The organism is Streptomyces rectiverticillatus (genome assembly GCF_013394065.1).
GTDB classification, from domain to species: domain Bacteria; phylum Actinomycetota; class Actinomycetes; order Streptomycetales; family Streptomycetaceae; genus Streptomyces; species Streptomyces rectiverticillatus.
Map to the genome: position 1 here is coordinate 2,387,188 of NZ_CP040752.1, position 26,577 is coordinate 2,413,764.

The 26,577-nt window shown below is 72.8% G+C and carries 23 protein-coding genes; 14 read left to right on the plus strand and 9 right to left on the minus strand.

The window, feature by feature from the left end:
* Window positions 1-21: 21 nt before the first annotated feature.
* Both FGW37_RS10255 and FGW37_RS10260 read left to right on the plus strand, forming a co-directional pair.
* A complete protein-coding gene (locus FGW37_RS10255; protein ID WP_179080786.1) occupies window positions 22-885 on the plus strand; it encodes an isocitrate lyase/PEP mutase family protein in 864 nt (287 codons plus the stop codon).
* The gene (locus FGW37_RS10260) at window positions 882-1,247 is read left to right on the plus strand and encodes a hypothetical protein (RefSeq protein ID WP_179079112.1); all 366 of its coding nucleotides are present in this window, start codon (window positions 882-884) and stop codon (window positions 1,245-1,247) included. The genes FGW37_RS10255 and FGW37_RS10260 overlap by 4 nt, the downstream gene beginning before the upstream one ends.
* A gap of 72 nt (window positions 1,248-1,319) precedes the next feature.
* Here FGW37_RS10260 and FGW37_RS10265 read toward each other — a convergent pair whose 3' ends face one another.
* Both FGW37_RS10265 and FGW37_RS10270 read right to left on the minus strand, forming a co-directional pair.
* Window positions 1,320-2,084 (minus strand): trypsin-like serine peptidase, encoded by a 765-nt coding sequence (locus FGW37_RS10265; RefSeq protein WP_246430342.1) that lies wholly within the window; start codon window positions 2,082-2,084, stop codon window positions 1,320-1,322.
* A gap of 288 nt (window positions 2,085-2,372) precedes the next feature.
* Window positions 2,373-3,158: a sulfite exporter TauE/SafE family protein gene (locus FGW37_RS10270; protein ID WP_179080787.1), complete on the minus strand. Its 786-nt coding sequence runs from the start codon at window positions 3,156-3,158 to the stop codon at window positions 2,373-2,375.
* 203 nt (window positions 3,159-3,361) lie between these two features.
* Between FGW37_RS10270 and FGW37_RS10275 the strand changes: the two genes are divergently transcribed.
* On the plus strand, window positions 3,362-3,733 hold the full coding sequence (locus FGW37_RS10275) for a nitrite reductase small subunit NirD (RefSeq protein ID WP_058044549.1): 372 nt from the start codon (window positions 3,362-3,364) through the stop codon (window positions 3,731-3,733).
* A 137-nt stretch (window positions 3,734-3,870) separates the two neighbouring features.
* Window positions 3,871-4,800, plus strand: a complete 930-nt coding sequence (locus FGW37_RS10280) for an oxidoreductase (protein WP_179080788.1) — start codon at window positions 3,871-3,873, stop codon at window positions 4,798-4,800.
* 29 nt (window positions 4,801-4,829) lie between these two features.
* Here the strand turns inward: FGW37_RS10280 and FGW37_RS10285 are convergent, their stop codons facing one another.
* Window positions 4,830-5,429 (minus strand): hypothetical protein, encoded by a 600-nt coding sequence (locus FGW37_RS10285; protein WP_343067081.1) that lies wholly within the window; start codon window positions 5,427-5,429, stop codon window positions 4,830-4,832.
* A 220-nt stretch (window positions 5,430-5,649) separates the two neighbouring features.
* Here FGW37_RS10285 and FGW37_RS10290 point away from each other — a divergent pair, with 220 nt between their 5' ends.
* The 4 genes from FGW37_RS10290 to FGW37_RS10305 all read left to right on the plus strand — a co-directional run bounded on the left by FGW37_RS10290 (window position 5,650) and on the right by FGW37_RS10305 (window position 10,647).
* Window positions 5,650-7,539, plus strand: a complete 1,890-nt coding sequence (locus FGW37_RS10290; RefSeq protein WP_179080789.1) for an APC family permease — start codon at window positions 5,650-5,652, stop codon at window positions 7,537-7,539.
* Window positions 7,540-7,632: 93 nt separating this feature from the next.
* A complete protein-coding gene (locus FGW37_RS10295) occupies window positions 7,633-8,880 on the plus strand; it encodes an ABC transporter substrate-binding protein (protein WP_179080790.1) in 1,248 nt (415 codons plus the stop codon).
* Between the two features lies 1 nt (window position 8,881).
* A complete protein-coding gene (locus FGW37_RS10300) occupies window positions 8,882-9,805 on the plus strand; it encodes a carbohydrate ABC transporter permease (RefSeq protein ID WP_179080791.1) in 924 nt (307 codons plus the stop codon).
* Window positions 9,802-10,647 (plus strand): carbohydrate ABC transporter permease, encoded by an 846-nt coding sequence (locus FGW37_RS10305; RefSeq protein WP_179080792.1) that lies wholly within the window; start codon window positions 9,802-9,804, stop codon window positions 10,645-10,647. The genes FGW37_RS10300 and FGW37_RS10305 overlap by 4 nt, the downstream gene beginning before the upstream one ends.
* On the opposite strand, the gene FGW37_RS10310 is transcribed toward FGW37_RS10305, so the two are convergent.
* The 3 genes from FGW37_RS10310 to dusB all read right to left on the minus strand — a co-directional run bounded on the left by FGW37_RS10310 (window position 10,605) and on the right by dusB (window position 16,675).
* Entirely contained in the window at window positions 10,605-11,639 is a 1,035-nt protein-coding gene (locus tag FGW37_RS10310) for an ArsR/SmtB family transcription factor (RefSeq protein WP_179080793.1), read from the minus strand. The genes FGW37_RS10305 and FGW37_RS10310 overlap by 43 nt on opposite strands.
* Before the next feature lie 747 nt (window positions 11,640-12,386).
* A complete protein-coding gene (gene ppdK / locus FGW37_RS10315; protein ID WP_179080794.1) occupies window positions 12,387-15,131 on the minus strand; it encodes a pyruvate, phosphate dikinase in 2,745 nt (914 codons plus the stop codon).
* Window positions 15,132-15,532: 401 nt separating this feature from the next.
* Window positions 15,533-16,675 carry a tRNA dihydrouridine synthase DusB gene (gene dusB, locus FGW37_RS10320; protein WP_179080795.1) on the minus strand — a complete coding sequence of 381 codons (1,143 nt, stop codon included), beginning with the start codon at window positions 16,673-16,675 and terminating at the stop codon, window positions 15,533-15,535.
* A 106-nt stretch (window positions 16,676-16,781) separates the two neighbouring features.
* Between dusB and FGW37_RS10325 the strand changes: the two genes are divergently transcribed.
* The gene (locus FGW37_RS10325; protein ID WP_179080796.1) at window positions 16,782-18,200 is read left to right on the plus strand and encodes an MFS transporter; all 1,419 of its coding nucleotides are present in this window, start codon (window positions 16,782-16,784) and stop codon (window positions 18,198-18,200) included.
* The gene (locus tag FGW37_RS10330) at window positions 18,197-18,646 is read left to right on the plus strand and encodes a MarR family winged helix-turn-helix transcriptional regulator (RefSeq protein WP_179080797.1); all 450 of its coding nucleotides are present in this window, start codon (window positions 18,197-18,199) and stop codon (window positions 18,644-18,646) included. Before FGW37_RS10325 ends, FGW37_RS10330 begins: the two co-directional genes overlap by 4 nt.
* Before the next feature lie 546 nt (window positions 18,647-19,192).
* On the opposite strand, the gene FGW37_RS10335 is transcribed toward FGW37_RS10330, so the two are convergent.
* Window positions 19,193-20,113, minus strand: a complete 921-nt coding sequence (locus FGW37_RS10335) for a helix-turn-helix transcriptional regulator (RefSeq protein WP_179080798.1) — start codon at window positions 20,111-20,113, stop codon at window positions 19,193-19,195.
* A gap of 101 nt (window positions 20,114-20,214) precedes the next feature.
* Here FGW37_RS10335 and FGW37_RS10340 point away from each other — a divergent pair, with 101 nt between their 5' ends.
* The 3 genes from FGW37_RS10340 to FGW37_RS10350 all read left to right on the plus strand — a co-directional run bounded on the left by FGW37_RS10340 (window position 20,215) and on the right by FGW37_RS10350 (window position 23,917).
* Window positions 20,215-21,687 (plus strand): MFS transporter, encoded by a 1,473-nt coding sequence (locus FGW37_RS10340; protein WP_179080799.1) that lies wholly within the window; start codon window positions 20,215-20,217, stop codon window positions 21,685-21,687.
* 115 nt (window positions 21,688-21,802) lie between these two features.
* On the plus strand, window positions 21,803-22,807 hold the full coding sequence (locus FGW37_RS10345) for an aldo/keto reductase (protein WP_179080800.1): 1,005 nt from the start codon (window positions 21,803-21,805) through the stop codon (window positions 22,805-22,807).
* 525 nt (window positions 22,808-23,332) lie between these two features.
* Window positions 23,333-23,917, plus strand: a complete 585-nt coding sequence (locus FGW37_RS10350) for a TetR/AcrR family transcriptional regulator (protein ID WP_179080801.1) — start codon at window positions 23,333-23,335, stop codon at window positions 23,915-23,917.
* Window positions 23,918-23,945: 28 nt separating this feature from the next.
* Here FGW37_RS10350 and FGW37_RS10355 read toward each other — a convergent pair whose 3' ends face one another.
* Window positions 23,946-24,590 carry a response regulator transcription factor gene (locus FGW37_RS10355; RefSeq protein ID WP_179080802.1) on the minus strand — a complete coding sequence of 215 codons (645 nt, stop codon included), beginning with the start codon at window positions 24,588-24,590 and terminating at the stop codon, window positions 23,946-23,948.
* Window positions 24,578-25,780: a sensor histidine kinase gene (locus FGW37_RS10360; protein WP_179080803.1), complete on the minus strand. Its 1,203-nt coding sequence runs from the start codon at window positions 25,778-25,780 to the stop codon at window positions 24,578-24,580. The genes FGW37_RS10355 and FGW37_RS10360 overlap by 13 nt, the downstream gene beginning before the upstream one ends.
* Window positions 25,781-25,947: 167 nt before the next feature.
* On the opposite strand from FGW37_RS10360, the gene FGW37_RS10365 reads away from it, so the two are divergent.
* Window positions 25,948-26,556, plus strand: a complete 609-nt coding sequence (locus FGW37_RS10365) for a Uma2 family endonuclease (RefSeq protein WP_179080804.1) — start codon at window positions 25,948-25,950, stop codon at window positions 26,554-26,556.
* The last annotated feature ends 21 nt before the right edge of the window (window positions 26,557-26,577 follow it).

The following is a 26,577-nucleotide window of genomic DNA, read 5'->3' on the forward strand; positions in this document are numbered from 1 at the left end:
AGCCGGACGTCAGGAGGACAGATGCGCCACGGCACCGCTCTGCGGGAGGACATCGCAGCGCCCGGTACCACCCCCCTCATCGGTATCTACGACATGTACTCGGCCTCCATCGCCGCGCAGCACTACAACGGATTCTTCGTATCCGGGTTCGGATTCGCCGCGTCCCACTACGGCCTCCCCGATATCGGCTTCATCGCCTGGCCCGACATGCTCGGGTTCGTGGAACGCCTGCGCCCGGCCTTCCCCCGCCATCACCTCCTGGTGGACATCGACGACGGTTACGTCGACCCCGAGGTGGCGTGCCACGTGGTGCGGCGGCTGGAGCGGGCCGGCGCCTCCGGGGTGATCCTGGAGGACCAGAAGCGGCCGCGCCGGTGCGGCCACGCGGACGGAAAGATCATCCTGCCGCTGGACGAATACCTGAACAAACTCGAACTGGTGCTGGCGGCCCGGAATGATCTGCTCGTCGTGGCGCGCACCGACGCCACCGAGGAGAACGAGATCCTGCGCCGCGCGGCGGCCCTGTCGGAAACGGGTGCGGATGTCGTCCTGGTCGACGGGGTGCGCAGCGTGGAGTGGATTCGCAAGGTCCGTTCCGTCATCGGTGACAAACCGCTGCTGTTCAACCAGATCGCGGGCGGGAAATCGCCCCGCCTTTCACTGACCGAGCTTGCCGGACTCGGCGTCGATCTCGCCATTTACAGCACCCCGTGCCTTTTCGCCGCGCACCGTGCGATCGACGGGGCGCTGACCGCCCTGCGGGAGGACGACGGGAGGCTGCCGGACACCGCCGCGGGCGGCGAGGTCGGGGTGGCGAGCTCCACCCGCCTGCTGGAACGGAACATCGGCGGGCAGCGCCTGGACCGGCAGGCGGTCCCGGCGTGATCCGTGGCGCCGCTCTCCTCGCCGCGGGCGTCGCCGGCGCCGTGCTCGCGGGCACGCTCCTGGGCGGCGAGGCCGCCGCCGGGGTCCGCGTGCACGTCGAGCCGCCGGAGCCCTGCCCCAAGGGCTTCGGCCCCTCCAACTTCGGCGTCCTCGTCGTCGACAACTCGCGAGCCGACTCCTGGCTGGAGGTCGACCGGACGGCCAACACGCTCGTCGGCAGCAAGGGCACGGCCGGCAGCGACCACGACGGCGGCGGGGGCGCCATCGACGTGCGCAACCGGGACGTGGGCGGCTCCGCCCAGTCGCAGCCCGAAGGCGGCTGGATCGGCCACACGCCCGGCAGCGAGGGCGAGGAGGACTGAGAGAACCCGGGGGGGGGGAGCGGGGAGGAGAACCGGCAAGGGCGCGGGGAGCCGTGGGGAGCCGCGGGGGCGTCAGGCCCGCTGCGGCTCCCGTCCGTTTATGGCGTCCAGGTACAGCTTGAAGATCTCGTCGTCGTTGACCGGGCTGTACGAGATCTGTGCGCTCTCGTCCCCGTCCGGCCCGCCCCCGTTGAGGCCGCCGAGGACCCCGACGAGGTCGCCCGTCTTCGTGCGCTCGTCGAAGTGGGTCAGCCAGGGGCTGCCGGAGGTGCCCGAGACGTAGCCGTCGCAGCGCATCCGCAACTGCCTGCGGTCGTCGAGGCGGGTCGTCATGGTCGTGCAGCGGATCGCCTGGTCGGCGGGGTCGTCGTCGGCGTCGGGGTAGCCGATGACCGTGACCCGGTTGACGTAACCGGGGGTGCGGACCAGCCGGTTGGCGCCGGTGACGCGCTCGACCTGGCGGCCGCGGCCGTCGGGTCTGAGGGTGGCGAAGGCGAAGTCCAGGTCGGAGCCCGGGCCGGTGTCGGAGCGGCGGGGGTCGACGAAGGCGCGATCCACGGCCCAGACGCCGTACGGCTGCCGGTCGGCGCCGGACCGGTAGTCGGGGACGAAGGCGGCGTCGGAGCCGACGGAGCAGTGCCCGGCCGTGACGATCAGGTTGCCCTTGGGGCTGTGCACCACGCTGGCCGTGCAGTGGTGGTCGCGCATGTCCTCGCCGACGGAGAAGAGCACGCCCACGGACGGCACGCCGTCGAAGTGGCGGGCGCTGCCGGTGATGCGCTGTGCGGGGGGCGCGGCGTCGCCGCCGGTGCCGTCGTCGTCACCTGCGCCGGTCACGGACTGCTCCATCCGTGTCGGGCCCCAGAACCGCCGGGCCTCCTCACTGGACCAGCTGCCCTCCCGGCCATGCCCTCCGGCCCCCCGGGGCACGGCCGCCGCGAGGGTGACGACATAGAGCCCCGCGAGCACGGCCCGGACCCATCGGACCCGGCCCCACCGGGAGAAACGCACGAGAACCCCCACCACGTCAGGAAGGTAGTCGACAGGCTAACCGCATCTGCTGTGTACGGGATCACGCCGGGCCGATTTCCCTATCGCTTTACCTCCTGCTTTACCTTTCGTCGGTCAGCCGCCCCACTGGTCGTAGCCCAGCTTGCACACCAGCGACACGACCACCACGAGGAGCACCGCCCGCACGAAGCCGCTCCCCCGCTTGAGCGCCATCCGGGCCCCCACCGCGCCGCCGGTGAGGTTGAACAGCGCCATGGGGGCGGCGACCTGCCAGATCACGGAGTCGTGCAGGGAGAAGGTGACCAGGGCGCCCACGTTGGTGCACACGTTGACGATCTTGGCGGTGCCGGAGGCCGTCACCAGGTCCATGTGGAGGATCGCGGCGAGGGTGAGCACGAGGAAGGTGCCGGTGCCCGGGCCTATGAGGCCGTCGTAGAAGCCGATGCCGAGGCCCGCGACGAGGATCGCGGCGAGCGCGCGGCGCCGGGAGACCGGCTCGGCGGAGGGCACGGCCGTGCCGAAGGTGGGGCGCAGCAGCACGAAGGCGAGCACGGCCAGCAGGATGGCCATGATCAGGGGGCGCAGCACGGCGTTGCTGATGCCGGTGGCGAAGACCGCCCCGGCGAGCGAGCCACCGAGCGCGGCCAGGCCGATGCGCAGGGCCGTGCGCGGGTTCACCGGCGAGCGCCGGGCGTAGGCGACGGCTGCCGCCGCGGTGCCGCAGATGGCCACGGCCTTGTTGGTGCCGAGGACGTGCGCGGGCGGCACGTGCGGCAGGCCCACCATGAGCGCCGGGAGCTGCAGGAGGCCGCCGCCGCCCACCACCGCGTCGATCCACCCCGCCGCGGCCGCGGCGAGGCAGAGCACGAGCAGGGTCGACAGCGATATGTCGGTGGTCACCCCGGCGATCGTACGGGCTCCCCCCAACTCGCCCGCGGAACAGGGCCGCAGCCCCGGCGGGACTCGGACACGCGGACGTCACGTCACCGGTGAAAACGTGTGCCACGGTGACGACAGACGGCGGTGGCTGTGCCACAGTTCTGGGCACTCCGCAGCCCGCTCCCCCACCGTCCCTGCCCGCTCTCCCGAAGGGACCTCCTGCGATGACCGTCGCACCCGAGCAGCTGCCGCACGTCCCCGCCCCGGTGTCCGTCCGCGTCGAGGCGCTCCTGGGGCGCCGGTGGCACGCGCTGTGCGAGCTGGGCGATCTGCGGCCCGGGCGGGGCGTGGCGGTCCTGCTGCCGGACGGCCGGCAGGCCGCCGTCTTCCTCGACCGGGCCGGGCGGGCGTACGCGATAGGCAACCGGGACCCGTTCAGCGGCGCGTACGTCCTCGCGCGCGGGCCGCTGGGCTCGGCCGGCGGGCGGGCGTACGTCACCTCGCCGCCGGCCGGACGCCGGTTCGACCTGACGGACGGCAGGTGCCTGGACGACGCGGCGGTGTCGGTCCCCGCGTATACGGTCCGGCTGCGCTGAGCGGGAGCGCCTCGCGCGCGGGCCACCGTATCGGGCGAATGCCCGTCCTGCGCGGCCGTGCCCTCGCCTACGCTGGGTCCTACGGGGGCTACTGACGCGTATGAGCCGGGTGCGGACCGCAGAGGAGCGCAGCAGACGTGACTGGATGGAACGCGGGCGAGATCGCCGACCAGAGCGGCCGCACGGCCGTGGTCACCGGCGCCAACAGCGGCATCGGCTTCGTCACGGCCCGCGAGCTGGCGCGCCGCGGCGCGGCGGTGGTCCTGGCCTGCCGGGACGCCACGCGCGGCAAGGCGGCCGAGGAGCGGGTGCGGGCGGCGGCGCCCGGCGCCGACGTGCAGTTCGCCCCGCTGGACCTCGCGGACCTCTCCTCCGTCCGGGCCTTCGCGGAGGGCCTCCCCGGCAAGCGGCTGGACCTGCTGATCAACAACGCCGGGGTGATGGCGCTGCCGCAGCGCCGCACGGTCGACGGCTTCGAGATGCAGTTCGGCACGAACCATCTCGGCCATTTCGCGCTGACCGGGCTGCTGTTGCCGAGACTGCGCGAGGCCGGGCACGGCGCGCGGGTCGTCACCGTCGCCAGCGGGCTGCACGTCCTCGGCACGGTCGACCCGCGCGACCTCAACATGGAGCACCGCTACCGCCGCTGGATCGCCTACGCCCGCTCCAAGAGCGCGAACCTGCTCTTCACGCACGAGCTCGCGCGGCGCCTGGTGGCGGAGGGCTCGCGGGTCGTCGCGGCGGCCGCGCACCCGGGGTACGCGGCGACCAATCTGCAGACGGCCGGGGTGCGGATGGAGGGGCGGGAGGTCGCCGAGCACCTCGTGCAGCTCGGCAACCGGCTCTTCGCGCAGAGCCCGGAGGCCGGCGCCGTGCCCTCGCTGTACGCGGCCACGGCGCCGGACGTCCGGCCGGACGACTACTTCGGCCCGCGCCTGGAGTACCGCGGCGGCGGGGCGCCCACGCGGCGGGCGGTCCGGGCGCCCTGGACGCGGAACGACCGGGCGAGCGCGGGGCTTTGGGCGGCGTCGGAGCGGCTGACGGGCGTGACGTACACCTGGCTGTGACCGGGGCTCCGCCCCGGACGCCGCCGCCTTCATTCGCCGGACGGGCCCGGGAAGCCGCAGCCGTCCAGCAGCCGCCGCGCACCCTCGCCGTCGATCCGTTCCGCGAGCTCCGCCAGCGCCGCCCCGCCCTCCCGCAGCAGGCCGCTCTCGCGTGAGCGCCGGGCGCCCGCGTCCAGCCGGTGCCACAGCAGCGGGTTGGCGACGAGCACCTGCGGGTCCAGTTCCACGCGGCCGCCCCCGGCGTCCCGCAGCACGAGGCGCGGCGTCATGCCGTCCGCGCGGCGCACCTGCGTCAGCAGGTCGGTGCGCACGCGCTTCTCGCCCAGCAGGCCGCGCACGGCGAGCCAGCCGTCGCCGGCGGTGACCCGGTGCGGCAGCAGCACGGCCACGAGGAGGGCCCCGAGCCCGGCCCAGCAGGCGCCGCGCGGCACGTCGAGGCCGCCCCTGCCGAGGTCGGCGAGGACGAGGACGCCCGCGAGGGCCGTTCCGCAGTACCAGGCCGCCCGCGCCTCGCGCCGCCAGGTGCGGTCGTGGGCGAGGACCCGGCCGCCCGGCGGGTGGGCCCGCGCCCGTCTCGTGTGCGCGTCGTGCCCGCCTGCCCGCACCCTCGAGGGCTGTCGCCGTCCCATGCTCGTGACGCTAGGCCCGGGCCGGGGGCGCACCGTCCGCTGTTGACGCAGTGCTGACGCCGCTCGGGCCAACTCTTACGCCCCGCTGACGTCACCCGGACCGGGACGTCAAGAACGCGTGAAGATCCCCCCGGAGCGCGCCAAGAGGCCGCCAAGACCGTGCGCGGGCGCGCGGGACCGGCTGCACGCTGGGCGTCCCACTCACGGAGGTACGAACAGAATGTCCCTGCTCGCCCACGGGAACCGGCGGCCCGGTGCGGCCGACGAGGACCCGCCCGATACCGGCGCCGCGCGGCCTTCCGCCGAGGACCGGCACCGGCTGACAGCCGCTCAGGGACTCGCGGCCCTGTCCCTGGACGCGATGGCGTCGGTGGCCTACGGCCCCGAGTCGATCGTCCTGGTGCTGGCCGCGGCGGGCGCGTACGGGCTGGGGTTCACGCTCCCGGTCACGCTCGCGATCGCCGCCCTGCTGGCGGTGCTCGTCGCCTCCTACCGGCAGGTCATCGCGGCGTTCCCGGACGGCGGCGGCTCGTACGCGGTCGCCCGGCGGCACCTCGGCCGGCGCACCGGCCTGGTGACCGCGGCCTCCCTGGTGCTGGACTACGTGCTGAACGTGGCGGTGTCGGTCACCGCCGGCGTCGCGGCCCTGACCTCCGCCTTCCCCTCCCTCTACGGCGACCGGCTGTGGATCTGCCTGGCCGTGCTGGCCCTGGTGACGGGAGTGAACCTGCGCGGCATCGTGGAGTCCGCGAAGTGGTTCATGGTGCCGACGGCCGTCTTCGTCGGCTCGATCCTGACGATGATCGTGGCCGGGCTGCTGCGGGACGCGCCCGCGAGCACCGAGGCCGCCGCCGGTCACGCCTCCGCGCTCGCCGGCAACGCCACGTCCGTCGGCGCGCTCCTGCTCCTGAAGGCCTTCGCCGCGGGCTGTTCCGCCCTGACCGGCGTGGAGGCCGTGGCCAATGCCGTGCCGTCCTTCCGCGCCCCGGCGCAGCGGCGGGCCCAGCGCACGGAGGTGGCGCTCGGCGCCCTGCTGGGCGTCATGCTGATCGGCCTGTCGGTGCTGATCGGCCGCTTCCACCTGCAGCCTGCCGAGGGCGTCACCGTCCTCGCCCAGCTCGCCGACGCCTCGCTCGGCCACAACTGGGCCTTCTACGTGGTGCAGTTCGCCACCGTCGTCCTGCTGGCGCTGGCCGCGAACACCTCCTTCGGCGGGCTGCCGGTCCTGATGGCGCTGCTGGCCCGGGACAACTACCTGCCGCACGTCTTCGGCCTCAAGGCCGACCGCCAGGTGCACCGGCACGGGGTGCTGGCCCTGGCCGCGGTCTCCGCGCTGCTGCTGGTCTTCTCCGGCGGCGACGTCAACACCCTCGTGCCGCTGTTCGCGATCGGGGTGTTCGTGGGCTTCACCATCTGCCAGGTGGGCATGGTGCGGCACTGGCGGCAGGAACGCTCCGCCGGCTGGCGCGGCAAGGCGCTCCTCAACGGCTTCGGCGCACTGCTGACGGGCGTATCCGCGGTCGTGGTCACGGCCACGAAGTTCGAGGAGGGCGCCTGGCTGATCGTCCTGGCGCTGCCGCTGATCGTGCTGGTCTTCGAGACCGTCCACCGCGCCTACGGGCGGATCGGCGAGCGGCTGGGGCTGGGCCGGGTGCCCGAGGCGCCGCGCCGCTGCCACAGCGTGGTCGTCGTGCCCGTCTCCTCCCTCTCCCGGCTGACCAGCAAGGCCCTGACTGCCGCCGTGTCGCTGGGCGACGAGGTGGTCGCGGTGACCGCCGTCCAGCCCGATGCGGAGGGGGCGCGGGCCGCCGAGTCCCTGCGGCGCGACTGGGAGCTGTGGAACCCGGGCGTCGACCTGGTCGAACTGCCCGCGCCCACGCGCGCCTTGGGCCGCCCGATCGTGGACTACGTCCACGAACTCACCGCCCGGCACCCCGACAACCGCGTCACCGTCCTCATCCCCGAGGTCGAGCCCGCGCACGTGTGGCAGCGGCTGCTGCAGAACCAGCGCGGCGCGGTCGTCGCCCACGCGGTGCGCCGGGACACGGACGCGGCGATCTGCCGCCTGCGCTTCCGCATCGGCGCGGAGCCGGTCGCCCGGAAGACCTGAGGGCCGACACGCGGCGGTAATCGCTCTGTCGTAATCCTCCCCCATCGTTGATCGTTGGTCCGTACGGTCCCGACCGCGAGGGGGAGAACCGACATGCCGATCAACCGCAGACTGCTCTTGGCCGGTGGTGCCGCGCTCGCACTGAGCGCGTGCGGGTCCGATACGGGGCGGGGCGACAAGGGCGCGGGCAGACCCCGGCTCTCCCACTGGTACCACCAGTACGGCGAGGCGGGCACCCGGCAGGCCGTGGGCCGGTACGCCGCCGCGTACGACAAGGCCGACGTGCGGATCGAGTGGCGGCCCGGCAACTACGACCAGCAGACCGCCGCCGCCCTGCTGACGGACTCCGGGCCGGACGTCTTCGAGGTCGACGGCCCGACGCTGGACCAGATCCGCGGCGGGCAGGTCACCGACCTCACCGCCCTGCTGGACGGCGTGAAGGACGACTTCCACCGGGCCGTGCTCGCCCCCAAGACCTGGGACGGGCGGGTGTGGGGCGTCCCGCAGGCGATCGACACCCAGCTGCTCTACTACCGCCGGAGCCTGCTGGAGAAGGCCGGGGTGCGCCCGCCGCGGACCCTGGACGAGCTCGTCGACGCCGCCGGGAGGCTCACCTCCGGCCCGGTCAAGGGCCTCTTCCTGGGCAACGACGGCGGCGCGGGCGTCCTCGGCGGCACGCCCCTGTACGCGGCGGGCCTCTCGCTCGTCACCCCCGACGGCAAGCCCGGCTTCGACGACCCGGCCGCCGCCCGCACCCTCGGCAAGCTGCACCGGCTGTACGCCGGAAAGTCCCTGCTGCTGGGCGCGCCCGCCGACTGGTCCGACCCGGCGGCGCTCATCCAGGGCCTCACCGCCATGCAATGGTCCGGGCTGTGGGCCCTGCCGCAGGTGAAGAAGGCGTTCGGTGACGACTTCGGGGTGCTGCCCTTCCCCGCCGACGGGCCCGCGGGCAGGCCGTCCGTGCCCGTCGGCGCGTACGCCGCGGCGGTCAGCGCCCGCAGCGCGCGGCGGAAGGAGGCCGAGGCGTACGTGAAGTGGCTATGGGTCGACCGCACCGACCACCAGGAGGACTTCGCGCTCTCCTACGGCTTCCACATCCCGGCCCGCACCTCGCTGGCCGCGAAGGCGGCGAAGCTCAAGGAGGGCGCGGCGGCGGAGGTCGTACGGTTCACCAACGATCACGGCTACGCCCAGCCACTGATGTGGACGGTCGCCGCGCGGACCGCCTACCAGGACGCGCTCAGCCGGATCATCAAGGAAGGGGCCGATCCGGAGCGCGAGCTGAAGGCGGTCGTGCGCCGCACCGCGGACGAGCTGCGGCGCGCCGGGAAGAAGCCCTGACGTGGCGGCCTGCGGTGCGCAGCGCAGGCGGAGGCGGAGGCAGGCCCTGTGGTTCTGGACGTTCACCGGCCCCTTCGTCCTCGGCCTCGCCCTCTTCACCTACGTGCCCCTGGCCTGGAGCCTCCGGCTCAGCTTCTTCGACGCGCACAACACCGTCTCCCCCACCGACTTTGCGGGCCTGGACAACTACCGCGAGGTGCTCGGCGATCCGGCCTTCCGCGCCGCGCTCGGCACGTTCGTGCTGTTCACGGCGTTCATCGTGCCGGCCACGTACGTGCTGTCGCTGGGGCTCGCGCTGGCGGTGGGGCGGCTGCGCGCCGCGCAGGCCTTCTTCCGGTCGGTGTTCTTCCTGCCGACGGCCTGCAGCTATGTGGTGGCCGCGCTGGTGTGGAAGCTGTCGATCTTCAACGGGGTGCGGTTCGGGCTGGCCAACACCGTCCTCGGCTGGTTCGGCGCCGAGCAGGTCGCATGGCTGTCGACCACCGACCCGCCCTGGTACTGGCTGGCCCTGGTCACCGTCCGGCTGTGGCTGCAGGCCGGCTTCTACATGGTGCTCTTCCTCGCCGGGCTGCAGCGCATCCCGCCGCAGCTGTACGAGGCGGCGGCCGTCGACGGGGCGCGGCCGGGGTGGCAGACCTTCCGGCACATCACCTTCCCGGCGCTGCGGGCCACGTCGGTCGCGGTGGTGCTGCTGCTGGTCATCAACGCCTTCCAGGCGTTCGACGAGTTCTACAACCTGCTGTCGGACGCGCGCGGCTACCCGCCCTACGCCCGGCCGCCGCTGGTCTACCTCTACTACACGGCGCTCGGGCAGGGGCAGAACCTGGGGCTGGGCAGCGCGGGTGCCGTCGTCCTGGCGCTGGTGATCGCGGTGGTGTCGGTGGTGCAGGTGCGCTGGTTCGGCCTGGGCAGGCGGGAAGCATGAGGCGCACGGACGACGCCCTCGTACGGGCCGGGCGGGCGCTGCGGCTGGTGCTGCTGATCGTGCTGGCCGCGCTGTTCCTCCTCCCCTTCTACCTGCTGGTGCGCAACGGGCTCGCCGCCGAGGAGGACATCACCTCTCCGGAGTGGACGTTCTTCCCGTCCGAGGTGCACTGGTCGAACGTGCGGGAGCTGTTCGCCGACCCGGACGTGCCGATGGCGCACGCGCTGCTGAACTCCTCGCTGATCGCCGTGGCCACCACGCTCGGCACGCTGCTCCTCGCCTCCCTCGCCGGCTACGGCCTGGCCCGCATCCCCTACCGGCACGCCGACGCCGTCCTGTACGCGGTCCTGGGCACGCTGCTGGTGCCGGCGGCGGTCACCTTCGTGCCGTCGTTCGTGCTGGTGTCGTCACTGGGCTGGGTCTCCAGCCTGCGCGGCCTGATCGTGCCGACGCTCTTCAGCGCCTTCGCCTGCTTCGTCTTCCGCCAGTACTTCCTGGGCTTCCCGCGGGAACTGGAGGACGCGGCCCAGGTGGACGGCCTGGGCCCCTGGCGCACGTACTGGCTCGTCGTCGTGCCCAACTCCCGCCCGGTGTTCGCGGCGGTCGGCACGATCGTCTTCATTGGTGCATGGAACGCGTTCCTGTGGCCACTGGTGATCGGCCAGGACCGCGACGCCTGGACGGTCCAGGTAGCCCTGTCGACGTTCACCACAGCCCAATCGGTCAACCTGCACGAACTGTTCGTAGCAGCCGCGGTATCGGTGCTGCCGCTACTGGTGGTCTTCCTGGTGCTGCAGCGCTACATCGTCGCCGGCGTCGAACGCTCGGGCATCGACGATTGAGGTGACCTCTGGGCGAGTTGCGGTGACTTGTGGCCGCCGCGCAGGAGGGCCGCGCCCAGGGGTGTGAGGGTGTGCATCACGGCGCTGCCGTTGCGCAGGGTCAGGACGAGGCCCGCCTCGCGGAGTACGCCCGCGTGCTGGCTGGCCGAGGCCGCGGACACCCCGACGCGGCGGGCGAGTTCGCTCGTGGTGCAGCCGCCGCCGATGGAGCCGAGCACCGCCGAGCGGGTGTGCCCGACGAGCTTGCCGAGCGAGCGCGGTGCGGTCTGCACGGCGGGCGCGGACTCCGACATGTGCCGGGCGGGGTAGACGAGGACGGGGGTGAGGTCGGGGTCCCGGTAGGTGACGGGCGTGCGCCGGCAGAAGAAGGAGGGAACGAGCAGCAGGCCCCGGCCGTTGAGGTGGACGTCGCGGTCGACGGGGTAGTCGGCCTCCAGGACGGGTGCGCGCCAGCGCATCATGGGCGGCAGCGAGGAGAGCAGGGCGTCGGCGCCGCCGTCCAGCAGGGCCCGGCCCCGCACGGCGCGGTCGGCCTCGATCTGGGCCTGGATGTGCTGCCAGTAGGGGGCTATCGCGGCCTCGTGATACGCCTGGAGCGCCCCGGTGAGCTTGGCGAAGGCGCGATCGTCGCCCTCGGCCATGGATCGTATCCAAGCGGGGAGCGTACGGGCCGTGGAGAGCCGCCCGAGCTCGCGGTGCACCCGCTCCCCCGGCGTCTCGCGCAGGGCCTGCATGCCGGAGTCGAGTCCGAGTACCCCTTCGGGGGGTGTGAGGAAGTCCGGAAAATACCCGCGGGAAGGCACCAGCGGGGCGAGAAGCCGAGTTTCACCATTCAACCGGGTCCGGGTTTCCGAGCGCCAATCCCCGAAGATCGACTCGCCTTGTTTGTCCCGGAGCCGGTGGAGGCTCAATACGGTTTCCCAGAGAGCGTCCGGGTCTCCGGCCAGGCGCAACCGGGCCAGATCGAGTCCAGTGAAATGGACGCGCAGCACCAAACCCCCACATGAGACATCCGCAACCACCCCCCGCTCACTGAGTATGCACACCGATACGAGCTGTTACCACGCCCTTTTGGCCACAGTTGAAAGGACTCGCGGCGAACGTGGGGGAAGCGAAATGCTATTCACGCACTCGGGGCCGCCCCCGCTCGTTCCCGTGGGGGGTGGCGAGCGAAAAAGCGGCCGCTGAGTATGCGAGTTGCCGCCCGAGCCGATGCGGGCGGCAACAACTCCCGGTGGGGGAGTAAAGAGGGGCGGCGCTCCCGCACGGGCGCCGCCCCTTCGCCCTGTCCGGCCCCGGCATGAGCACAGGTCAGCCACAGGTCGGGCACATCTCGGGCGCAGGACCACCACAGAACGATCACCTTCCGGTAACCCCTGCGTCATGTGCCGGAGACACTGCCGCCCCACCTCGCGCCCCACGGGCACCGGGCGAGGGGCGGTTTTCCGCCACGGCCCTTCCGGGCGAGGGGGCTTGGTCCGTACCGACCGGTCAGTCCCGGCTCGCCTCCACGGTCCGCCGGGCCGATCGCCCGGCCGTCCGCACACCGTCCGTCCGGCCGACCGCCGGGCCACTCGTCCACCGTACGCAACCCCCGCACAAGGGCGAAGGGGCGGCCCCCCGCACGGGTGCCGCCCCTTCAGGATCCGGAGCCGTCGCCGAGGCTGAGGGTCGGGGTCCCCCCGGCGACGGCTCCGCCGCGCCGGCCCGGTTCGTGCCGGGCCGGTGCGGCCGCCGCATCAGCGGCTGTCAGAGCCCCCGTCGCCCAGCGCAGCGGCACGGCCCGCCTCCAGGCGCGCCACGGGGATGCGGAAGGGGGAGCAGGAGACGTAGTCCAGGCCCACCTCGTGGAAGAAGTGCACCGACTCGGGGTCGCCGCCGTGCTCGCCGCAGACGCCGAGCTTGAGGTCGGGGCGGGTGGCCCGGCCGGCCTTGGCGGCCTCGCGCACCAGCGAGCCGACGCCGTCCTTGTCGATGGTCTCGAAGGGGCTGACGCCGAAGATGCCCTTCTCCAGGTACGCGGTGAAGAAGCTCGCCTCGACATCGTCGCGGGAGAAGCCCCACACGGTCTGGGTCAGGTCGTTGGTGCCGAAGGAGAAGAACTCGGCGGCCTCGGCGATCTGCCCGGCCGTGAGCGCGGCCCGCGGCAGCTCGATCATGGTGCCGAGGGTGAGCCGCAGGTCGGCGCCGGTGGCCTGCTCGACCTCGGCGATGACCCGCTCGGCCTCCTCGCGGACGATCTCCAGCTCCTGGACGGTGCCCACCAGCGGGATCATGATCTCGGCGCGCGGGTCGCCGCCGGCACCCGCGCGCTCGGCCGCGGCCTCGGCGATGGCCCGCACCTGCATGGCGAACAGGCCCGGGATGACGAGGCCGAGGCGGACGCCGCGCAGGCCGAGCATCGGGTTCTGCTCGTGGAGCTTGTGCACGGCCTGCAGCAGGCGCAGCTCGTTCTCGTGCGGCTCGCGGCGGGCCTCGGCGAGCGCGACCCGCACCGACAGCTCGGTGATGTCGGGGAGGAACTCGTGCAGCGGCGGGTCGAGCAGGCGGACCGTGACCGGCAGCCCGTCCATGGCCTCGAAGAGCTCCACGAAGTCGGCCTTCTGCAGCGGCAGCAGGGCCCCGAGGGCCTCGTCCCGCTCGGCTTCGGTGTCGGCGAGGATCAGGCGCTCGACCATCTCGCGGCGCTCGCCGAGGAACATGTGCTCGGTGCGGCACAGGCCGATGCCCTGGGCGCCGAAGCGGCGGGCGCGGGCGGCGTCCTCGGCGTTGTCGGCGTTGGCCCGGACCTGCAGCCGGCGCCTGCCGTCGGCGTAGGACATCATCCGGTGCACGGCCTGGACGAGCTCGTCGCCCGCCGCGGCGGCGGCTTCGCCGGACCCGGGGGCCGCGTCGGCCTGCATGCGGCCCTCGAAGTACTCGACGACCGGGGAGGGGACGACGGGTACCTCGCCGAGGTAGACCTTGCCGGTCGAGCCGTCGATGGAGACGACCTCGCCCTCCTCGATGACGATCCCGCCGGGGGCGGTCATGCGGCGGCGCTTGGTGTCGACCTCCAGTTCCTCGGCGCCGCAGACACAGGTCTTGCCCATGCCGCGGGCGACGACGGCCGCGTGCGAGGTCTTGCCGCCGCGCGAGGTGAGGATGCCCTCGGAGGCGATCATGCCGTCGAGGTCGTCGGGGTTGGTCTCGCGGCGGATGAGGATGACCTTCTCGCCCGAGCGCGACCACTTCACGGCGGTGTACGAGTCGAAGACGGCCTTGCCGACGGCGGCGCCCGGCGAGGCGGCGATGCCGCGGCCCAGGAGCTCGGTCTTCGCCTTCTCGTCGAAGCGCGGGAACATCAGCTGCGCGAGCTGCCCGCCGGTGACGCGCTGCAGGGCCTCGGCCTCGTCGATCAGGCCCTGGTCCACCAGCTGCGTGGCGATACGGAAGGCCGCGCCCGCGGTGCGCTTGCCGATGCGGGTCTGCAGCATCCACAGCTTGCCGCGCTCGATGGTGAACTCGATGTCGCACAGGTCCTTGTAGTGCGTCTCGAGCGTCTCCATGATCTGCATCAGCTGGTCGTAGGACGCCTTGTCGATGCGCTCCAGGTCGGCGAGCGGCACGGTGTTGCGGATGCCCGCGACGACGTCCTCGCCCTGGGCGTTCTGCAGGTAGTCGCCGTAGACGCCCTGGTGGCCGCTGGCGGGGTCGCGGGTGAAGGCGACGCCGGTGCCGGAGTCGGGGCCGAGGTTGCCGAAGACCATGGAGCAGATGTTGACGGCGGTGCCGAGGTCGCCGGGGATGCGCTCCTGGCGGCGGTAGAGCTTGGCGCGGTCGCCGTTCCACGAGTCGAAGACCGCCCGGATGGCGAGGTCCATCTGCTCGCGCGGCTCCTGCGGGAAGTCCCGGCCGGTCTCCTTGGCGACGATGCCCTTGAACTCCTCGACCAGGCGCTGCAGGTCGGCGGCGTCGAGCTCGACGTCGGTGGTGACGCCCTTGGCGCGCTTGGCCTCGTCGAGGGCCTCCTCGAAGAGGTCGCCGTCGACGCCGAGGACGGTCTTGCCGAACATCTGGATGAGGCGGCGGTAGGAGTCCCACGCGAACCGCTCGCCCCCGGCCTGCGCGGCGAGCCCGGCCACGGAGGCGTCGGAGAGGCCGATGTTGAGGACGGTGTCCATCATGCCGGGCATGGAGAACTTGGCGCCCGAGCGGACCGAGACCAGCAGCGGGTCGTCCGCCTGCCCCAGCTTCTTGCCCATCTGCTTCTCGAGGGCGTCGAGGTGGGCGGAGACCTCGTCGCGCAGGGCGACGGGCTCGGTGCCGCTCTCGAGGTAGACCTTGCAGGCTTCGGTGGTGATGGTGAAGCCGGGAGGGACGGGCAGGCCGAGGTTGGTCATCTCGGCGAGGTTGGCACCCTTCCCGCCGAGCAGGTCCTTCAGGTCCTTGTTGCCCTCGGTGAAGTCGTAGACGAACTTCTGCTGATCTGTGGTTTCCGGCACGGGACTCGACTCCTCACTGGGGTCCCCCCGTACACAGTTGGGGGAAGGCGTGCTCAAACGTGCTGACGGCGGGGAGCGTACCCAGATCGAAGGCTTATGAGGAGGTCCACCCCCCGGCCATATGGGCGTAACCGCCTGTCAGCCAGCAGATCGAAAGTCACGCCCCGGTAAAGGGCCTGAAAGGCGATCGTTCGACTTCTGAAGACAGAATGACAAAAAGAAGTCGGCAGATCACGGAGGGTCGATGAACGGCGAGGTGAGCCGTCGACTTGCGAAAGCAAGAGGGGTGGCACGCAGTGCCACCCCTCAAGAGATGCACCCCTGGGTCAAACGCTCATCTGAGCGGAGTCCCGATCAGGGGTGGCGAGAATCACGCCTTCCCGGCCGCCGGATGTGTCGGGTCAGCCGCCGGACGTGTCGAGTTCGGCGTCCGCGCTGACGGCCGCGCAGTCGTACGGGTCGTCCAGCCAGCCGTCCGGCAGCACCACGCGGTCGCGGCCGGACGTACGGCCGCGGGGGCCGTCTGCGCCGGCCGGCCAGGACTGGTCCAGATCCAGTTCGCTCAAGTGAGCGTCCAGCTCGGCCAGGGACGAGGTGATCGCCAGCTTCTTGCGCATCTCCGAGCCGATGGAGAAGCCCTTGGTGTACCAGGCCACGTGCTTGCGGAAGTCGATGACGCCGCGCTCCTCGCTCTCCAGCCACTCGCCGAGGAGCGTGGCGTGGCGCAGCATCACGCGGGCCACCTCGCGCAGGGTGGGCGCGGTGAAGGCGTCGCCGCCCTCGAAGGCCGTGACCAGGTCGCCGAAGAGCCACGGGCGCCCCAGGCAGCCGCGGCCGACGACGACGCCGTCGCAGCCTGTCTCGCGCATCATCCGCACGGCGTCGTCCGCCGACCAGATGTCGCCGTTCCCGAGCACGGGGATCTCCGGCACGGCCTCCTTGAGCCGGGCTATGGCCTCCCAGTCGGCGGTGCCGCTGTAGTGCTGGGCGGCCGTGCGGCCGTGCAGGGCGACGGCGGTGACGCCCTCTTCGACGGCGATCCGGCCGGCGTCGAGGAAGGTGATGTGGTCGTCGTCGATGCCCTTGCGCATCTTGATGGTCACCGGGAGGTTGCCGGCGTTGCCGACGGCCTCGCGCAGGATCGAGCGCAGCAGGTTGCGCTTGTAGGGCAGGGCCGAGCCGCCGCCCTTGCGGGTGACCTTGGGGACCGGGCAGCCGAAGTTGAGGTCGATGTGGTCGGCCAGGTCCTCGTCCACGATCATGCGGACGGCCTTGCCGACGGTGACCGGGTCGACACCGTAGAGCTGGATCGAGCGGGGCTTCTCGGTGCCGTCGAAGTGGATCAGCCGCATGGTCTTGGTGTCGCGCTCGACCAGGGCGCGGGTGGTGATCATCTCGCTGACGAACAGCCCCTTGCCGCCGGAGAACTCGCGGCACAGCGTGCGGAAGGGCGCATTGGTGATGCCCGCCATGGGGGCGAGGACCACCGGCGGCCACACGGTGTGCGGGCCGATCTGGAGCGGCGTGGCGGCGTCATGGGTCATGGCCCCATTGTCGCGTACCGCGGCCGGGCATTTAGTTGTACTCTTAAAATCATTGGAGATGTACAACTATCTGTTGTGCGCCCACTCCCCCAGGGGGTCCCGTCCCGTGCCCGAGCCTTCCCGGCGCCGCCGGCTGCTGATCCTCGCCATCTGCTGCACGAGCCTGCTGATGGTGAGCCTCGACAACACGATCCTCAACGTGGCGCTGCCCTCCATGCAGCGGGAGCTCGGCGCCTCCGTCTCCGGGCTGCAGTGGACGATCGACGCCTACACCCTCGTCCTCGCCTCGCTGCTGATGCTCGCCGGCTCGACCGCCGACCGGCTGGGCCGCAAACGCGTCTTCCAGGCCGGGCTGGTGCTCTTCACCGCCGGCTCCGTGCTGTGCAGCCTGGCGCCGGGGCTCGGCTGGCTGATCGTCTTCCGCATGGTGCAGGCCGTGGGCGGCTCCATGCTCAACCCCGTCGCCATGTCGATCATCACCAACACGTTCACCGACCCCCGGGAGCGGGCCCGCGCCATAGGCGTGTGGGGCGGCGTCGTCGGCATCAGCATGGCCGCCGGGCCGATCATCGGCGGCGCGCTCGTCGAGACGACCGGCTGGCGGGCCATCTTCTGGATCAACCTGCCGGTCGGGCTGGCCGCGCTCGCCATGACCGCGCGGTACGTGCCCGAGTCCCGCGCCGCGACGGCCCGCCGGGCCGACCCCGTCGGCCAGCTGCTGGTGATCGCGCTGCTCGGCTCGCTCACGTACGGGATCATCGAGGGCGCCGCGGCGGGGTGGGGCTCGCCCCTCATCCTCGGCTGCTTCGCCGTCGCGGCCGCCTCCCTGGCCGTGCTCGTCCCCTACGAGCGGCGCCGCGCGGAACCCCTGATCGAGCCGCGGCTCTTCCGCAGCGCGCCCTTCAGCGGGGCCACCGTCACCGCAGTGTCCGCCTTCGCCGCGCTCGGCGGCTTCCTCTTCCTCAACACCCTGCACCTGCAGAACGAGCGCGGCCTCTCCGCCCTCGACGCCGGCCTCTACATGCTGCCCATGGCCGTCATGTGCCTGGTCTTCGCACCGCTGTCCGGCCGGCTGGTCGGGACCCGCGGGCCGCGGCTGCCGCTGCTGCTCGCCGGGGTGGCCATGACGGCGAGCGGCCTGCTCTTCGCCGCCTTCGACGCGGGCTCCTCCGACGCGCTGCTGTTCACCGCCTACGTCCTCTTCGGCATCGGCTTCGGCCTGGTGAACGCGCCCATCACCAACACCGCCGTCTCCGGCCTGCCGCGCGCCCGGGCCGGGGTCGCCGCCGCCGTCGCCTCCACCAGCCGGCAGGTCGGCAGCTCGCTGGGCGTCGCGGTGATCGGCGCGGCCGTCGCCGCGGGGCTGCAGGAGACGGGGTGGTGGATCGTCTCGGGGTGCGGTGCGGCCGTCCTCCTGGTCGGTACGATCACCACCGGCCGCTGGGCCGCCCGGACCGCCGAGCGCGCCGCGGCCCGCCCCGACCCCCACGCCGAGCGGAGCAGGAACCCGGTGACGACACCATGACCGCGCACGACACACACGACGAGGCCGCGCAGCGTGCCTGGGGGCAGCTGCGGGAGATCGTCCTCGGCGGCAACGAGCGCCGCAAGGAGGTCGTCGAGGCGCTCGGCATGAGCTTCTTCCGGATCAAGGCCCTCCGGCGCATCGCCCGCGGCCCGCTCACCCTGCGGGAGCTGGCCGAACAACTGCTCACCGACCGGCCCTACGCCACGCTCGTCGTGGACGACCTCGCCGGGCGGGGGCTGGTGGAACGCACCGCGAACCCGGCGGACCGCCGCTCGAAGATCGTCTCGGCCACACCGGCGGGCCGCGAGGCGGCAGCCCGAGCAGAAGCCATCCTGGGCACCCCGCCCCCGTCCCTCCTCGCCCTCCCCCCGGAAGACCTCGCGGCCCTGAACCGCATCACGGCCCGCCTAACGGAAACCCCGGGCGGGAACGCCACGGGGTAAGGACGCGAGCCGCCCCGAAGGCGACCCGTCACCGCCGGACACCACCGCGGGGGTTACCCACCACCGCGGCGAAAGGAATCCCGCCGCAACGGCGAGAACCCGGACGGCGCTTCCCGGCGGTGCCACACAACCCCGACCCGAGGCCGACCCGGCACCGCCGGACTCCGCCGCGATGGCTTGCTCGCCGTCGCGGCGGCAGAAAATCCGCCGCTGAACGACGCGTTCCGGCTGCGCCGGACGGCACACGCAACGCGCCGAAGGCCGATCCGCCCCCGCCGGGCGGCGCCACGGTACTTACCCGCCGCCGCGGCGGAGAAAATCCCGCCGCAACGGCGAGAACCCGGACGACGCTTCCCGGCGGTGCCAAACAACCCCGGCCCGAGGCCCGGTCCGGCACCGCCGAACACCACCCCGATGGGTTGCTCGCCGCCGCGGCGGCAGAAAATCCGCCGCGACGGCGAGGTCCTGAACGACGCCTTCCAGCCACGCCGGGCCGGCACACGCACTGGTCCGGAGGCCGGTCCGGCACCCGGCCGTCGTACCGGCTCAGGCCGGCGCCCCGTGCGTCAGGGCAGCGAGGCGTTCGTGGGTCGTATCGTCCGCGGGGGTGAACGTCACGAGGCGGCCGCCCGGGTGGGGGCCCGTCCACAGGCTGGTGTGGTTCAGGCGGAGTTCGCCCGTGCGGGCGTGCCACAGGGTGCGTACCCGGTAGGCCGTGACGGGGGCGACCTCGTGGCGGGCCCACAGCACCCGGAATTCCGGTGACGCCCGCAGCAGCTTCGCCAGCAGGTGCTTCCACGCCGGATCGGCGAGGTGCTCGGCCATGGCCGCGCGGAACTTCGCCGCCATGGCCCGGATCGTCTCCTCCCGGTCCATGAACGTGGCCCGGACCTCGGCGTTGGTGAACGCGAGCCACATGCAGTTGCGCTCCTCGCGCGGCAGCTTGTCAAGGTCGCACATGAGGGCGCTGTAGGTGCGGTTGTAGGCGAGGATGTCGTAGCGCGAGTTCTGGATGCAGGCGGGGAACGGCTCCAGCCGGTCGAGCATCATCCGCAGGTCCACGGAGACCCCGGGGCAGTCGGTCTCCGGCAGCGGATCGACCGCGTTGGCGAGGGCGAAGAGGTGGCTGCGCTCGCTGCGGTCGAGCTGGAGGGCGCGGGCGACGGCGTCGAGGACCTGCGGCGAGACCTTGATGTCGCGGGCCTGTTCCAGCCACGTGTACCAGGTGACGCCGACGGCGGCGAGGTGGGCGACCTCCTCCCGGCGCAGCCCGGGCGTGCGCCGCCGGGGCCCGCGCGGCAGCCCGGCCTGTTCGGGGGAGACGCGCTCGCGGCGGCTGCGCAGGAAGGCGGCGAGCTCCCCGCGGCGCACGTCGTCGGCGGTGGGCAGGGGCGCGGAGGCGGGCGTGGACGCCGACGCCGACGCCGACGCGGCGACGGTCCGGGATTCCTGCAGCATCGTGGTCATCTCTCCAGCGTGCGCGAGGCCGGCGGCCCGTTCCAGGTAGTACGGGTACCAGGATAAGAAGGCTCTGGTACCGGGCTGAACGGGCGGGCATCGTCGGGACGGTGAGCGATACCCGGATAACCTCCCCTGCCGAAGCGGCCGTCGCCGCCCCCGCCCCGCATCCCGCCCCGCACCCCACTCCGCATCCCGCCCTGACCCCCTTGGGCCTGTTCACCGTGCTGATCGGTGCGGCACTGCCCATGGTCGACTTCTTCATCGTCAACGTCGCCCTGCCCGCCATCGACCACGACCTGCACGCGGGCCCGGCGCTCCTGGAGATGGTGGTCGGCGGCTACGGGGTCGCGTACGCCGTGCTGCTGGTGCTCGGCGGGCGGCTGGGCGACACGGTGGGGCGGCGCCGGCTGTTCCTGTGGGGCACGGCCGCGTTCGGAGTGACGTCGGTGGCGTGCGGGCTGGCGCCGGGCGCCTGGGAGCTGGTGATCGCGCGGATCGCGCAGGGCGCGGCGTCCGCGCTGATGCTGCCGCAGGTGCTGGCGACGATCCAGGCCACGACGAGCGGGGCGGGCCGGGCCCGGGCGCTCAGCTTCTACAGCGGTACGTCCGGGGTCGCCGCCTCGGTCGGCCAGGTGCTGGGCGGCGTGCTGGTCGCGGCGGACGTCGCGGGCAGCGGCTGGCGGTCGATCTTCCTGGTGAACGCGCCGGTCGCGGCGGTCGCGCTGCTGCTGGCGCGCCGGACGGTGCCCGAGACCCGCTCGGCGCGCCCGACGCGGGTGGACGGCCTGGGCACGGCGCTGCTGTCGCTCTCGCTCGTCTCCCTGCTGGTGCCGCTGACGGAGGGCCGGGCGACGGGCTGGCCGGTGTGGTCGTGGGTGCTGCTGGCGGTCTTCCCGTTCGCGGCGGTGGCGTTCGCCGTCACGGAGCGGCGCCTGGAGCGGTCCGGCGGGGAGGGGCGGACGCCGCTGGTGCCGCCGTCGCTGCTGCGGGTGCGGTCGGTGCGTACGGGGCTGGCGGTGCTGGTGCCGTTCTCGCTCGGCTGGGGCGGCTTCATGTTCGTCCTGGCGGTGGTGCTGCAGGAGGGGCTGCGGCTGGGGCCGCTGGCGGCGGGGCTGTCGCTGGTGCCGATGTGCGTGACGTTCTTCGCGGCCTCGCTGGCCTGCCCCCGGCTGTTCAGCCGGTACGGACGGCGGGCCGTGACGGCCGGGGCGCTGATCCAGGGAGCGGGGCTGCTCGGGGTGGCGGCGGCCTTCTACTGGGGCTGGGACGGGGCGAGCCTGTGGGGCCCGTGCCTGGCGCTGGCCGTCCAGGGCCTGGGCCAGGGGCTGCTGCTGCCGCTGACGCTGCGAACGGTGCTGAGCGAGGTGCCGGTGGCGCAGGCGGGCGTGGGCAGCGGGGTCATGGTCACCACGCAGCAGTCGTTCATGGCGCTGGGTGTGGCCACGCTCGGGTCGCTGTTCCTGTCGCTGTCGGACGGGGTGGGGATGCGGGATGCGCTCGCGATGACGCTGGGGGTGCAGGTGGTGACGGTGGTGGCGACGGTGCTGCTGACGCTGCGGCTGCCGCGTACGAACGACTGACAGATATTGAAATCTGTCAGTCCATGTGCCACTCTTCAGGGGAGCCCGCAATCCGGCTTACCCACTTCTGGGCGGATTGCCCCTTTCTGACCGCTTCCCCTCCGAAGGAGCTCCCGTGCAGCACCGCACCCTCGGCACCACCGGCCCCCAGGTCTCCGCCCTCGGTCTCGGCGCGATGGGCATGTCCGCCCTCTACGGCGAAGCCGACCGCGCCGAGTCGATCGCCACGATCCACGCCGCCCTCGACGCCGGCGTCACCCTGATCGACACCGGCGACTTCTACGGCATGGGCCACAACGAACTGCTCATCGGCGAAGCCCTGCGCACGACGAGCGAGGCCAACCGCGCCAAGGCGCTCACCAGCGTCAAGTTCGGCGCCCTGCGCGACCCGGACGGCGGCTGGTCCGGCTACGACGGCCGCCCCGCCGCGGTGAAGAACCTCGCCGCCTACTCCCTGCAGCGCCTGGGCACCGGCCACATCGACGTCTACCGCATCGCCCGCGTCGACCCCGACGTGCCGATCGAGGAGACGGTCGGCGCCATCGCCGAGCTCGTCGAAGCCGGCCACGTGCGCCACATCGGCCTCTCCGAGGTGGGCGCCGACACCCTGCGCCGGGCCGCATCCGTCGCGCCCATCTCCGACCTGCAGATCGAGTACTCGCTGATCTCCCGCGGCATCGAGGAGGAGATCCTGCCCACCGCCCGCGAGCTGGGCATCGGCGTCACCGCGTACGGCGTGCTCTCGCGCGGCCTCATCAGCGGCCACTTCAGCCGGGACCGGCAGCTCGGCGCGGGTGACTTCCGCGGCATGAGCCCGCGCTTCCAGGGCGAGAACCTGCAGCGCAACCTCGACCTGGTCGACGCCCTGCGCAAGGTCGCCGAGAGCAAGGGCGCGAGCGTCGCGCAGACCGCCATCGCCTGGGTCCTCGCCCAGGGCGAGGACATCGTCCCCCTCGTCGGCGCCCGCCGCCGCGACCGCCTCACGGAGGCGCTCGGCGCGCTCGGCCTGACCCTGGACGCGGCCGACCTCGCCGCCATCGAGACAGCCGTCCCCGCCGGCGCCGCGGCCGGCGCCCGCTACCCGGAGTCCCAGATGACCCACCTCGACAGCGAACGGTAAGCCCTGCGGGCGGCTCACCCGATCCCCGGACGGGGGCACTTCCGGCACCGCCGGACCGCACCGCCGCGGCCGATCGCCGTCGCGGCGGAACAGAGAGGCACGGCCTCCCAATGCCTGCTGCCGCGAGCAGGCCATCCCGCCGCAGCGGCGCGCATCCCCCACCACCGGGGTCCGGCCCGCCACACGGCCCAAGCCCGAGGCCGGTTCGGTACCGCCGAACTGCACCGTCGCGGCCGATCGCCGCCGCGGCGGAACAGAGCGGCACGCCTTCTCGGCACCTCCTGCCCCCGGCAGGGAAACCCGCCGCCACGGCGAGCAACCCCCACCGGCCTGCCCGGCGGTGCCGAGCGCCGCCGCGGCGGGAATTCTTCCGGCGCGGCGGTGAGCAACCACCGCCGTGGAACCCGGCGGTGCCGGGTCTGCCGCAGGGCGGCCGCCCACTACCGGCCCTCGCCCGGGCAGGTACCGTCCATCTGGGCGCATCACCCGGGACCGCCCGCCCCCAGACGAAAGGTACGAGGCCGCATGCCGCCCGCGCCGCTGACCCCCGAACGCATCCTCGAAGCCACCGAGGACGTGCTGCGCCGCTTCGGCCCCGCCAAGGCCACCGTGGTCGACGTCGCGCGTGCGCTGGGCGTCAGCCACGGCAGCGTCTACCGCCACTACGGCAGCAAGGCGGCCCTGCGGGAGGCGGTCACGCAGCGCTGGCTGGACCTGTCGCACGCGGAGCTGTCGGCCGTCGCCGACGCGGACGGCCCCGCCGGCCCGCGGCTGCGCTCCTGGCTCGCCGCGCTGTTCGCCGCGAAGCGGCGCAAGGCGGGGGACGACCCCGAGCTGTTCGCCACGTACATGGTCCTCGTCGGCGAGAACAGCGCCACGGTCGACCGGCACATCGAGACGATGATCGGGCAGCTGGCCCGGATCGTGGAGAGCGGCGTCCGCAGCGGCGAGTTCGCCGGGACCCACGACCCCGCGGCCACCGCCCGGGCCCTGTGGGACGCGACGAACCGCTTCCACGACCCCGCGTACGCGGCGGACTGGTCCGCCCCCGGCATCGAGGCGGCGTTCGACGCCGTATGTGATCTGCTGCTGCGGGGGCTGCAGGCGTAAGGCCTCTCAGCAGACCTCAGCAGACCGCTCAGCCCACGCCCAGGAAGCGCAGGACCGCCAGCACCCGCCGGTGGTCCGCGTCCGCCTTCGGCAGGTCCAGCTTCGCCAGGATCGAGTTGATGTGCTTGGCGACGGCGCTCTCGCTCACGACGAGCCCCTCCGCAATCCCCGCGTTCGACCGCCCGGACGCCATCAGCTCCAGTACGTCCCGCTCGCGCGGCGTGAGCCGGTCCAGCGGATCGCTGTGCCGGCGCAGCAGCAGCTGCGAGACGACCTGCGGGTCGAGCGCGGTGCCGCCGGCCGCGACGCGCCGCAGGGCGTCGATGAACTCCTCCACGTCGGCGACCCGCTCCTTGAGCAGGTAGCCGACACCGCGCGTGTCCCCGGACAGCAAGTCGGCGGCGTAGCGCTCCTCCACGTACTGGGAGAGCAGCAGCACGGCCGTGTCCGGCCACTGCTTGCGGATGACGAGCGCGGCGCGCACGCCCTCGTCGGTGAAGCCCGGCGGCATGCGCACGTCGAGGACGGCGAGGCCGGGCCGGTGCTCCTCCATCGCCGCCAGCAGCGCCTCCGCGTCGCCGGCCTCCGCGACCACGTCGAACCCGGCCGCCTCCAGGACCTTCACCAGACCGATCCGGAGCAGGACGGAATCCTCTGCGATCACAGCGCGCACGGCAGCTCCACGGTCACAACGGTCGGGCCCCCCACGGGGCTGCTGATCGAGAACGTGCCGTCGACCGACGCGACCCGCTTGGCCAGTCCGGCCAGCCCGCTGCCGCCCGTAGGGTCGGCTCCGCCCACGCCGTCGTCGGTGACGACGACGAGAAGTATCCCCCCTCGCTGTTCGACGCGGACGTCGGCCCGGGTCGCCCGCGCGTGCTTGACGACGTTGGCGAGCGCCTCGGAGACCACGAAGTAGGCGACGGCCTCGACGGTCGGGGCGGGCCGGTCGGCGAGGCCGACCGTCAGCCCCACGGGCAGGGGCGTCCGCTCGGCGATGCCGGACAGGGCGGCGTCGAGGCCGCGGTCCTCCAGCACGGCCGGGTGCAGGCCGCGTACGAGGTTGCCGAGCTCGGCGATGGCCTCCTTGGCCTCGCGGTGCGCCTCGTCGATGACCTGGCGGGCCTCCTCGGGCAGGTCCTTGAGCGTCGCCTTGGCCAGTCCCAGGTTCACCGCCATCGACACGAGCCGCTGCTGGGCCCCGTCGTGCAGGTCGCGTTCGATGCGGCGGCGCTCGGCGTCCGCGGCGTCCACGACTCCGGCGCGGCTGGCGGCGACCTCCTCGACGCGCTGCTCCAGCACCTCGGCGCGGCTGGGGCCGAGGCGGGCCGTGGCGGCGCGGGTGTCGAGCCGGGCGAGCGCGCGGGAGAGCCATGCCGCGCCGTACAGCCCGGCGAGTCCGGCGGCGGTGAGGAAGGCGGCCTGTACGGCGTAACCCGCCTGTGCCGACCGCGTCTCGGGCGGCAGCGCCCACACCCAGACGTAGACCGTGGCGGCCGCAGCGGCCGCCGCCCACAGCAGCAGCGTCAGCGCGCCGCCCAGCGCGATCAGCGGCCCCGCCGCCAGGTGGTAACCCACCTGGCGCCACGACCAGGGCCGCCCCGTGACCGGTATCTCCACCCCGAGCCGCGCCCGGAACCGCGCCCTCTGTGCCCGGGTCAGCACGGGGCAGGCGGCCCCGAGCACCCCCGCCATCACCGCCAGGGCGAGCAGACAGCTCGACGCCTTCGTCGGCCCGCCGTCCAGCCACGGCACCGCCATGACGAGCAGCGCACCGAACTGGACGAGCACGCCGGTGACCAGGTGGGCGGCGGCGCGCCCGACCCCGTCGAAGGGGTGCGTGAGAGGGGTGGGGATTCGCATGGTCACACGGTAAGTGCGCAGGTCAGGGGCGGGCGATGGTACTGGCGTCCGGCTTGTTGGTACAGCCAGTGCCACCATCGGATGAACGTGCGAGGGGAATCGGCCGCGGGCGCGGCGGCGCCATTACGTTGAGTGTCTGACCGCGCACAGAGGCAAGGAGGCGCATCATGGCAGTCATGGTCGAGACACCGCCGCCGCAATTGATAGTCCGAGGCCCGGGGCTACCGGGGGACTTCGAAGAGCTCTGCAGGATTCTCGAGAAGATCAACGACGATCTCCCGGACGGCTATTACCCGGAGATCATCGGGGGGCAGGTCGTCGTGTCACCGTGGTCCAGGTCTTTCTACGACCTCATCCTCGATGAGCTCATGGACCAGTTGGGTCCACACGCGCCCAAGGGACATCGGGCACGGTCGTGCCCCAGCCTCTACAAGTTCGCCGAGCACGACGGCGCGTTCGGTCCCGACTTTCATGTTGCGAAGTCCGCCGCGCTGCGGACGGACAGCATCTACAGGCCCGGCGACGCCTTGTCCCTCGTCGCCGAACTGACGTCGCCCTCGACGGCCGAGGCCGACCGCAACGAGAAGGCCGCGGTCTACGGCAAGGCCGGCGTGCCCGTCTACGTGCTCGTCGACCTGCTGAAGGGGGTTGTCATCGTGCACTCCGATCCGTCGGAACACGGCTACCGCACCACCACACAGATCGAATTCGGCGGAACGGTGCACATCCCCGCCCCCTTCGACTGCGAGCTCGACACCGCAGACTGGCAAGTCTGACCCGAACCGAAGGCCCCGGCC

Excerpts from the sequence above, each read along its gene's own strand:
- FGW37_RS10290 (WP_179080789.1), top strand. The coding sequence starts at position 5,650 with ATGTCCCTGCTCGCCCACGGGAACCGGCGGCCCGGTGCGGCCGACGAG.
- FGW37_RS10295 (WP_179080790.1), top strand. The coding sequence starts at position 7,633 with ATGCCGATCAACCGCAGACTGCTCTTGGCCGGTGGTGCCGCGCTCGCA.
- FGW37_RS10305 (WP_179080792.1), top strand. The coding sequence starts at position 9,802 with ATGAGGCGCACGGACGACGCCCTCGTACGGGCCGGGCGGGCGCTGCGG.
- FGW37_RS10330 (WP_179080797.1), top strand. The coding sequence starts at position 18,197 with ATGACCGCGCACGACACACACGACGAGGCCGCGCAGCGTGCCTGGGGG.
- FGW37_RS10255 (WP_179080786.1), top strand. The coding sequence starts at position 22 with ATGCGCCACGGCACCGCTCTGCGGGAGGACATCGCAGCGCCCGGTACC.
- FGW37_RS10360 (WP_179080803.1), bottom strand. The coding sequence starts at position 25,780 with ATGCGAATCCCCACCCCTCTCACGCACCCCTTCGACGGGGTCGGGCGC.
- FGW37_RS10285 (WP_343067081.1), bottom strand. The coding sequence starts at position 5,429 with ATGGGACGGCGACAGCCCTCGAGGGTGCGGGCAGGCGGGCACGACGCG.
- FGW37_RS10335 (WP_179080798.1), bottom strand. The coding sequence starts at position 20,113 with ATGACCACGATGCTGCAGGAATCCCGGACCGTCGCCGCGTCGGCGTCG.
- FGW37_RS10350 (WP_179080801.1), top strand. The coding sequence starts at position 23,333 with ATGCCGCCCGCGCCGCTGACCCCCGAACGCATCCTCGAAGCCACCGAG.
- FGW37_RS10365 (WP_179080804.1), top strand. The coding sequence starts at position 25,948 with ATGGCAGTCATGGTCGAGACACCGCCGCCGCAATTGATAGTCCGAGGC.
- FGW37_RS10275 (WP_058044549.1), top strand. The coding sequence starts at position 3,362 with ATGACCGTCGCACCCGAGCAGCTGCCGCACGTCCCCGCCCCGGTGTCC.
- dusB (WP_179080795.1), bottom strand. The coding sequence starts at position 16,675 with ATGACCCATGACGCCGCCACGCCGCTCCAGATCGGCCCGCACACCGTG.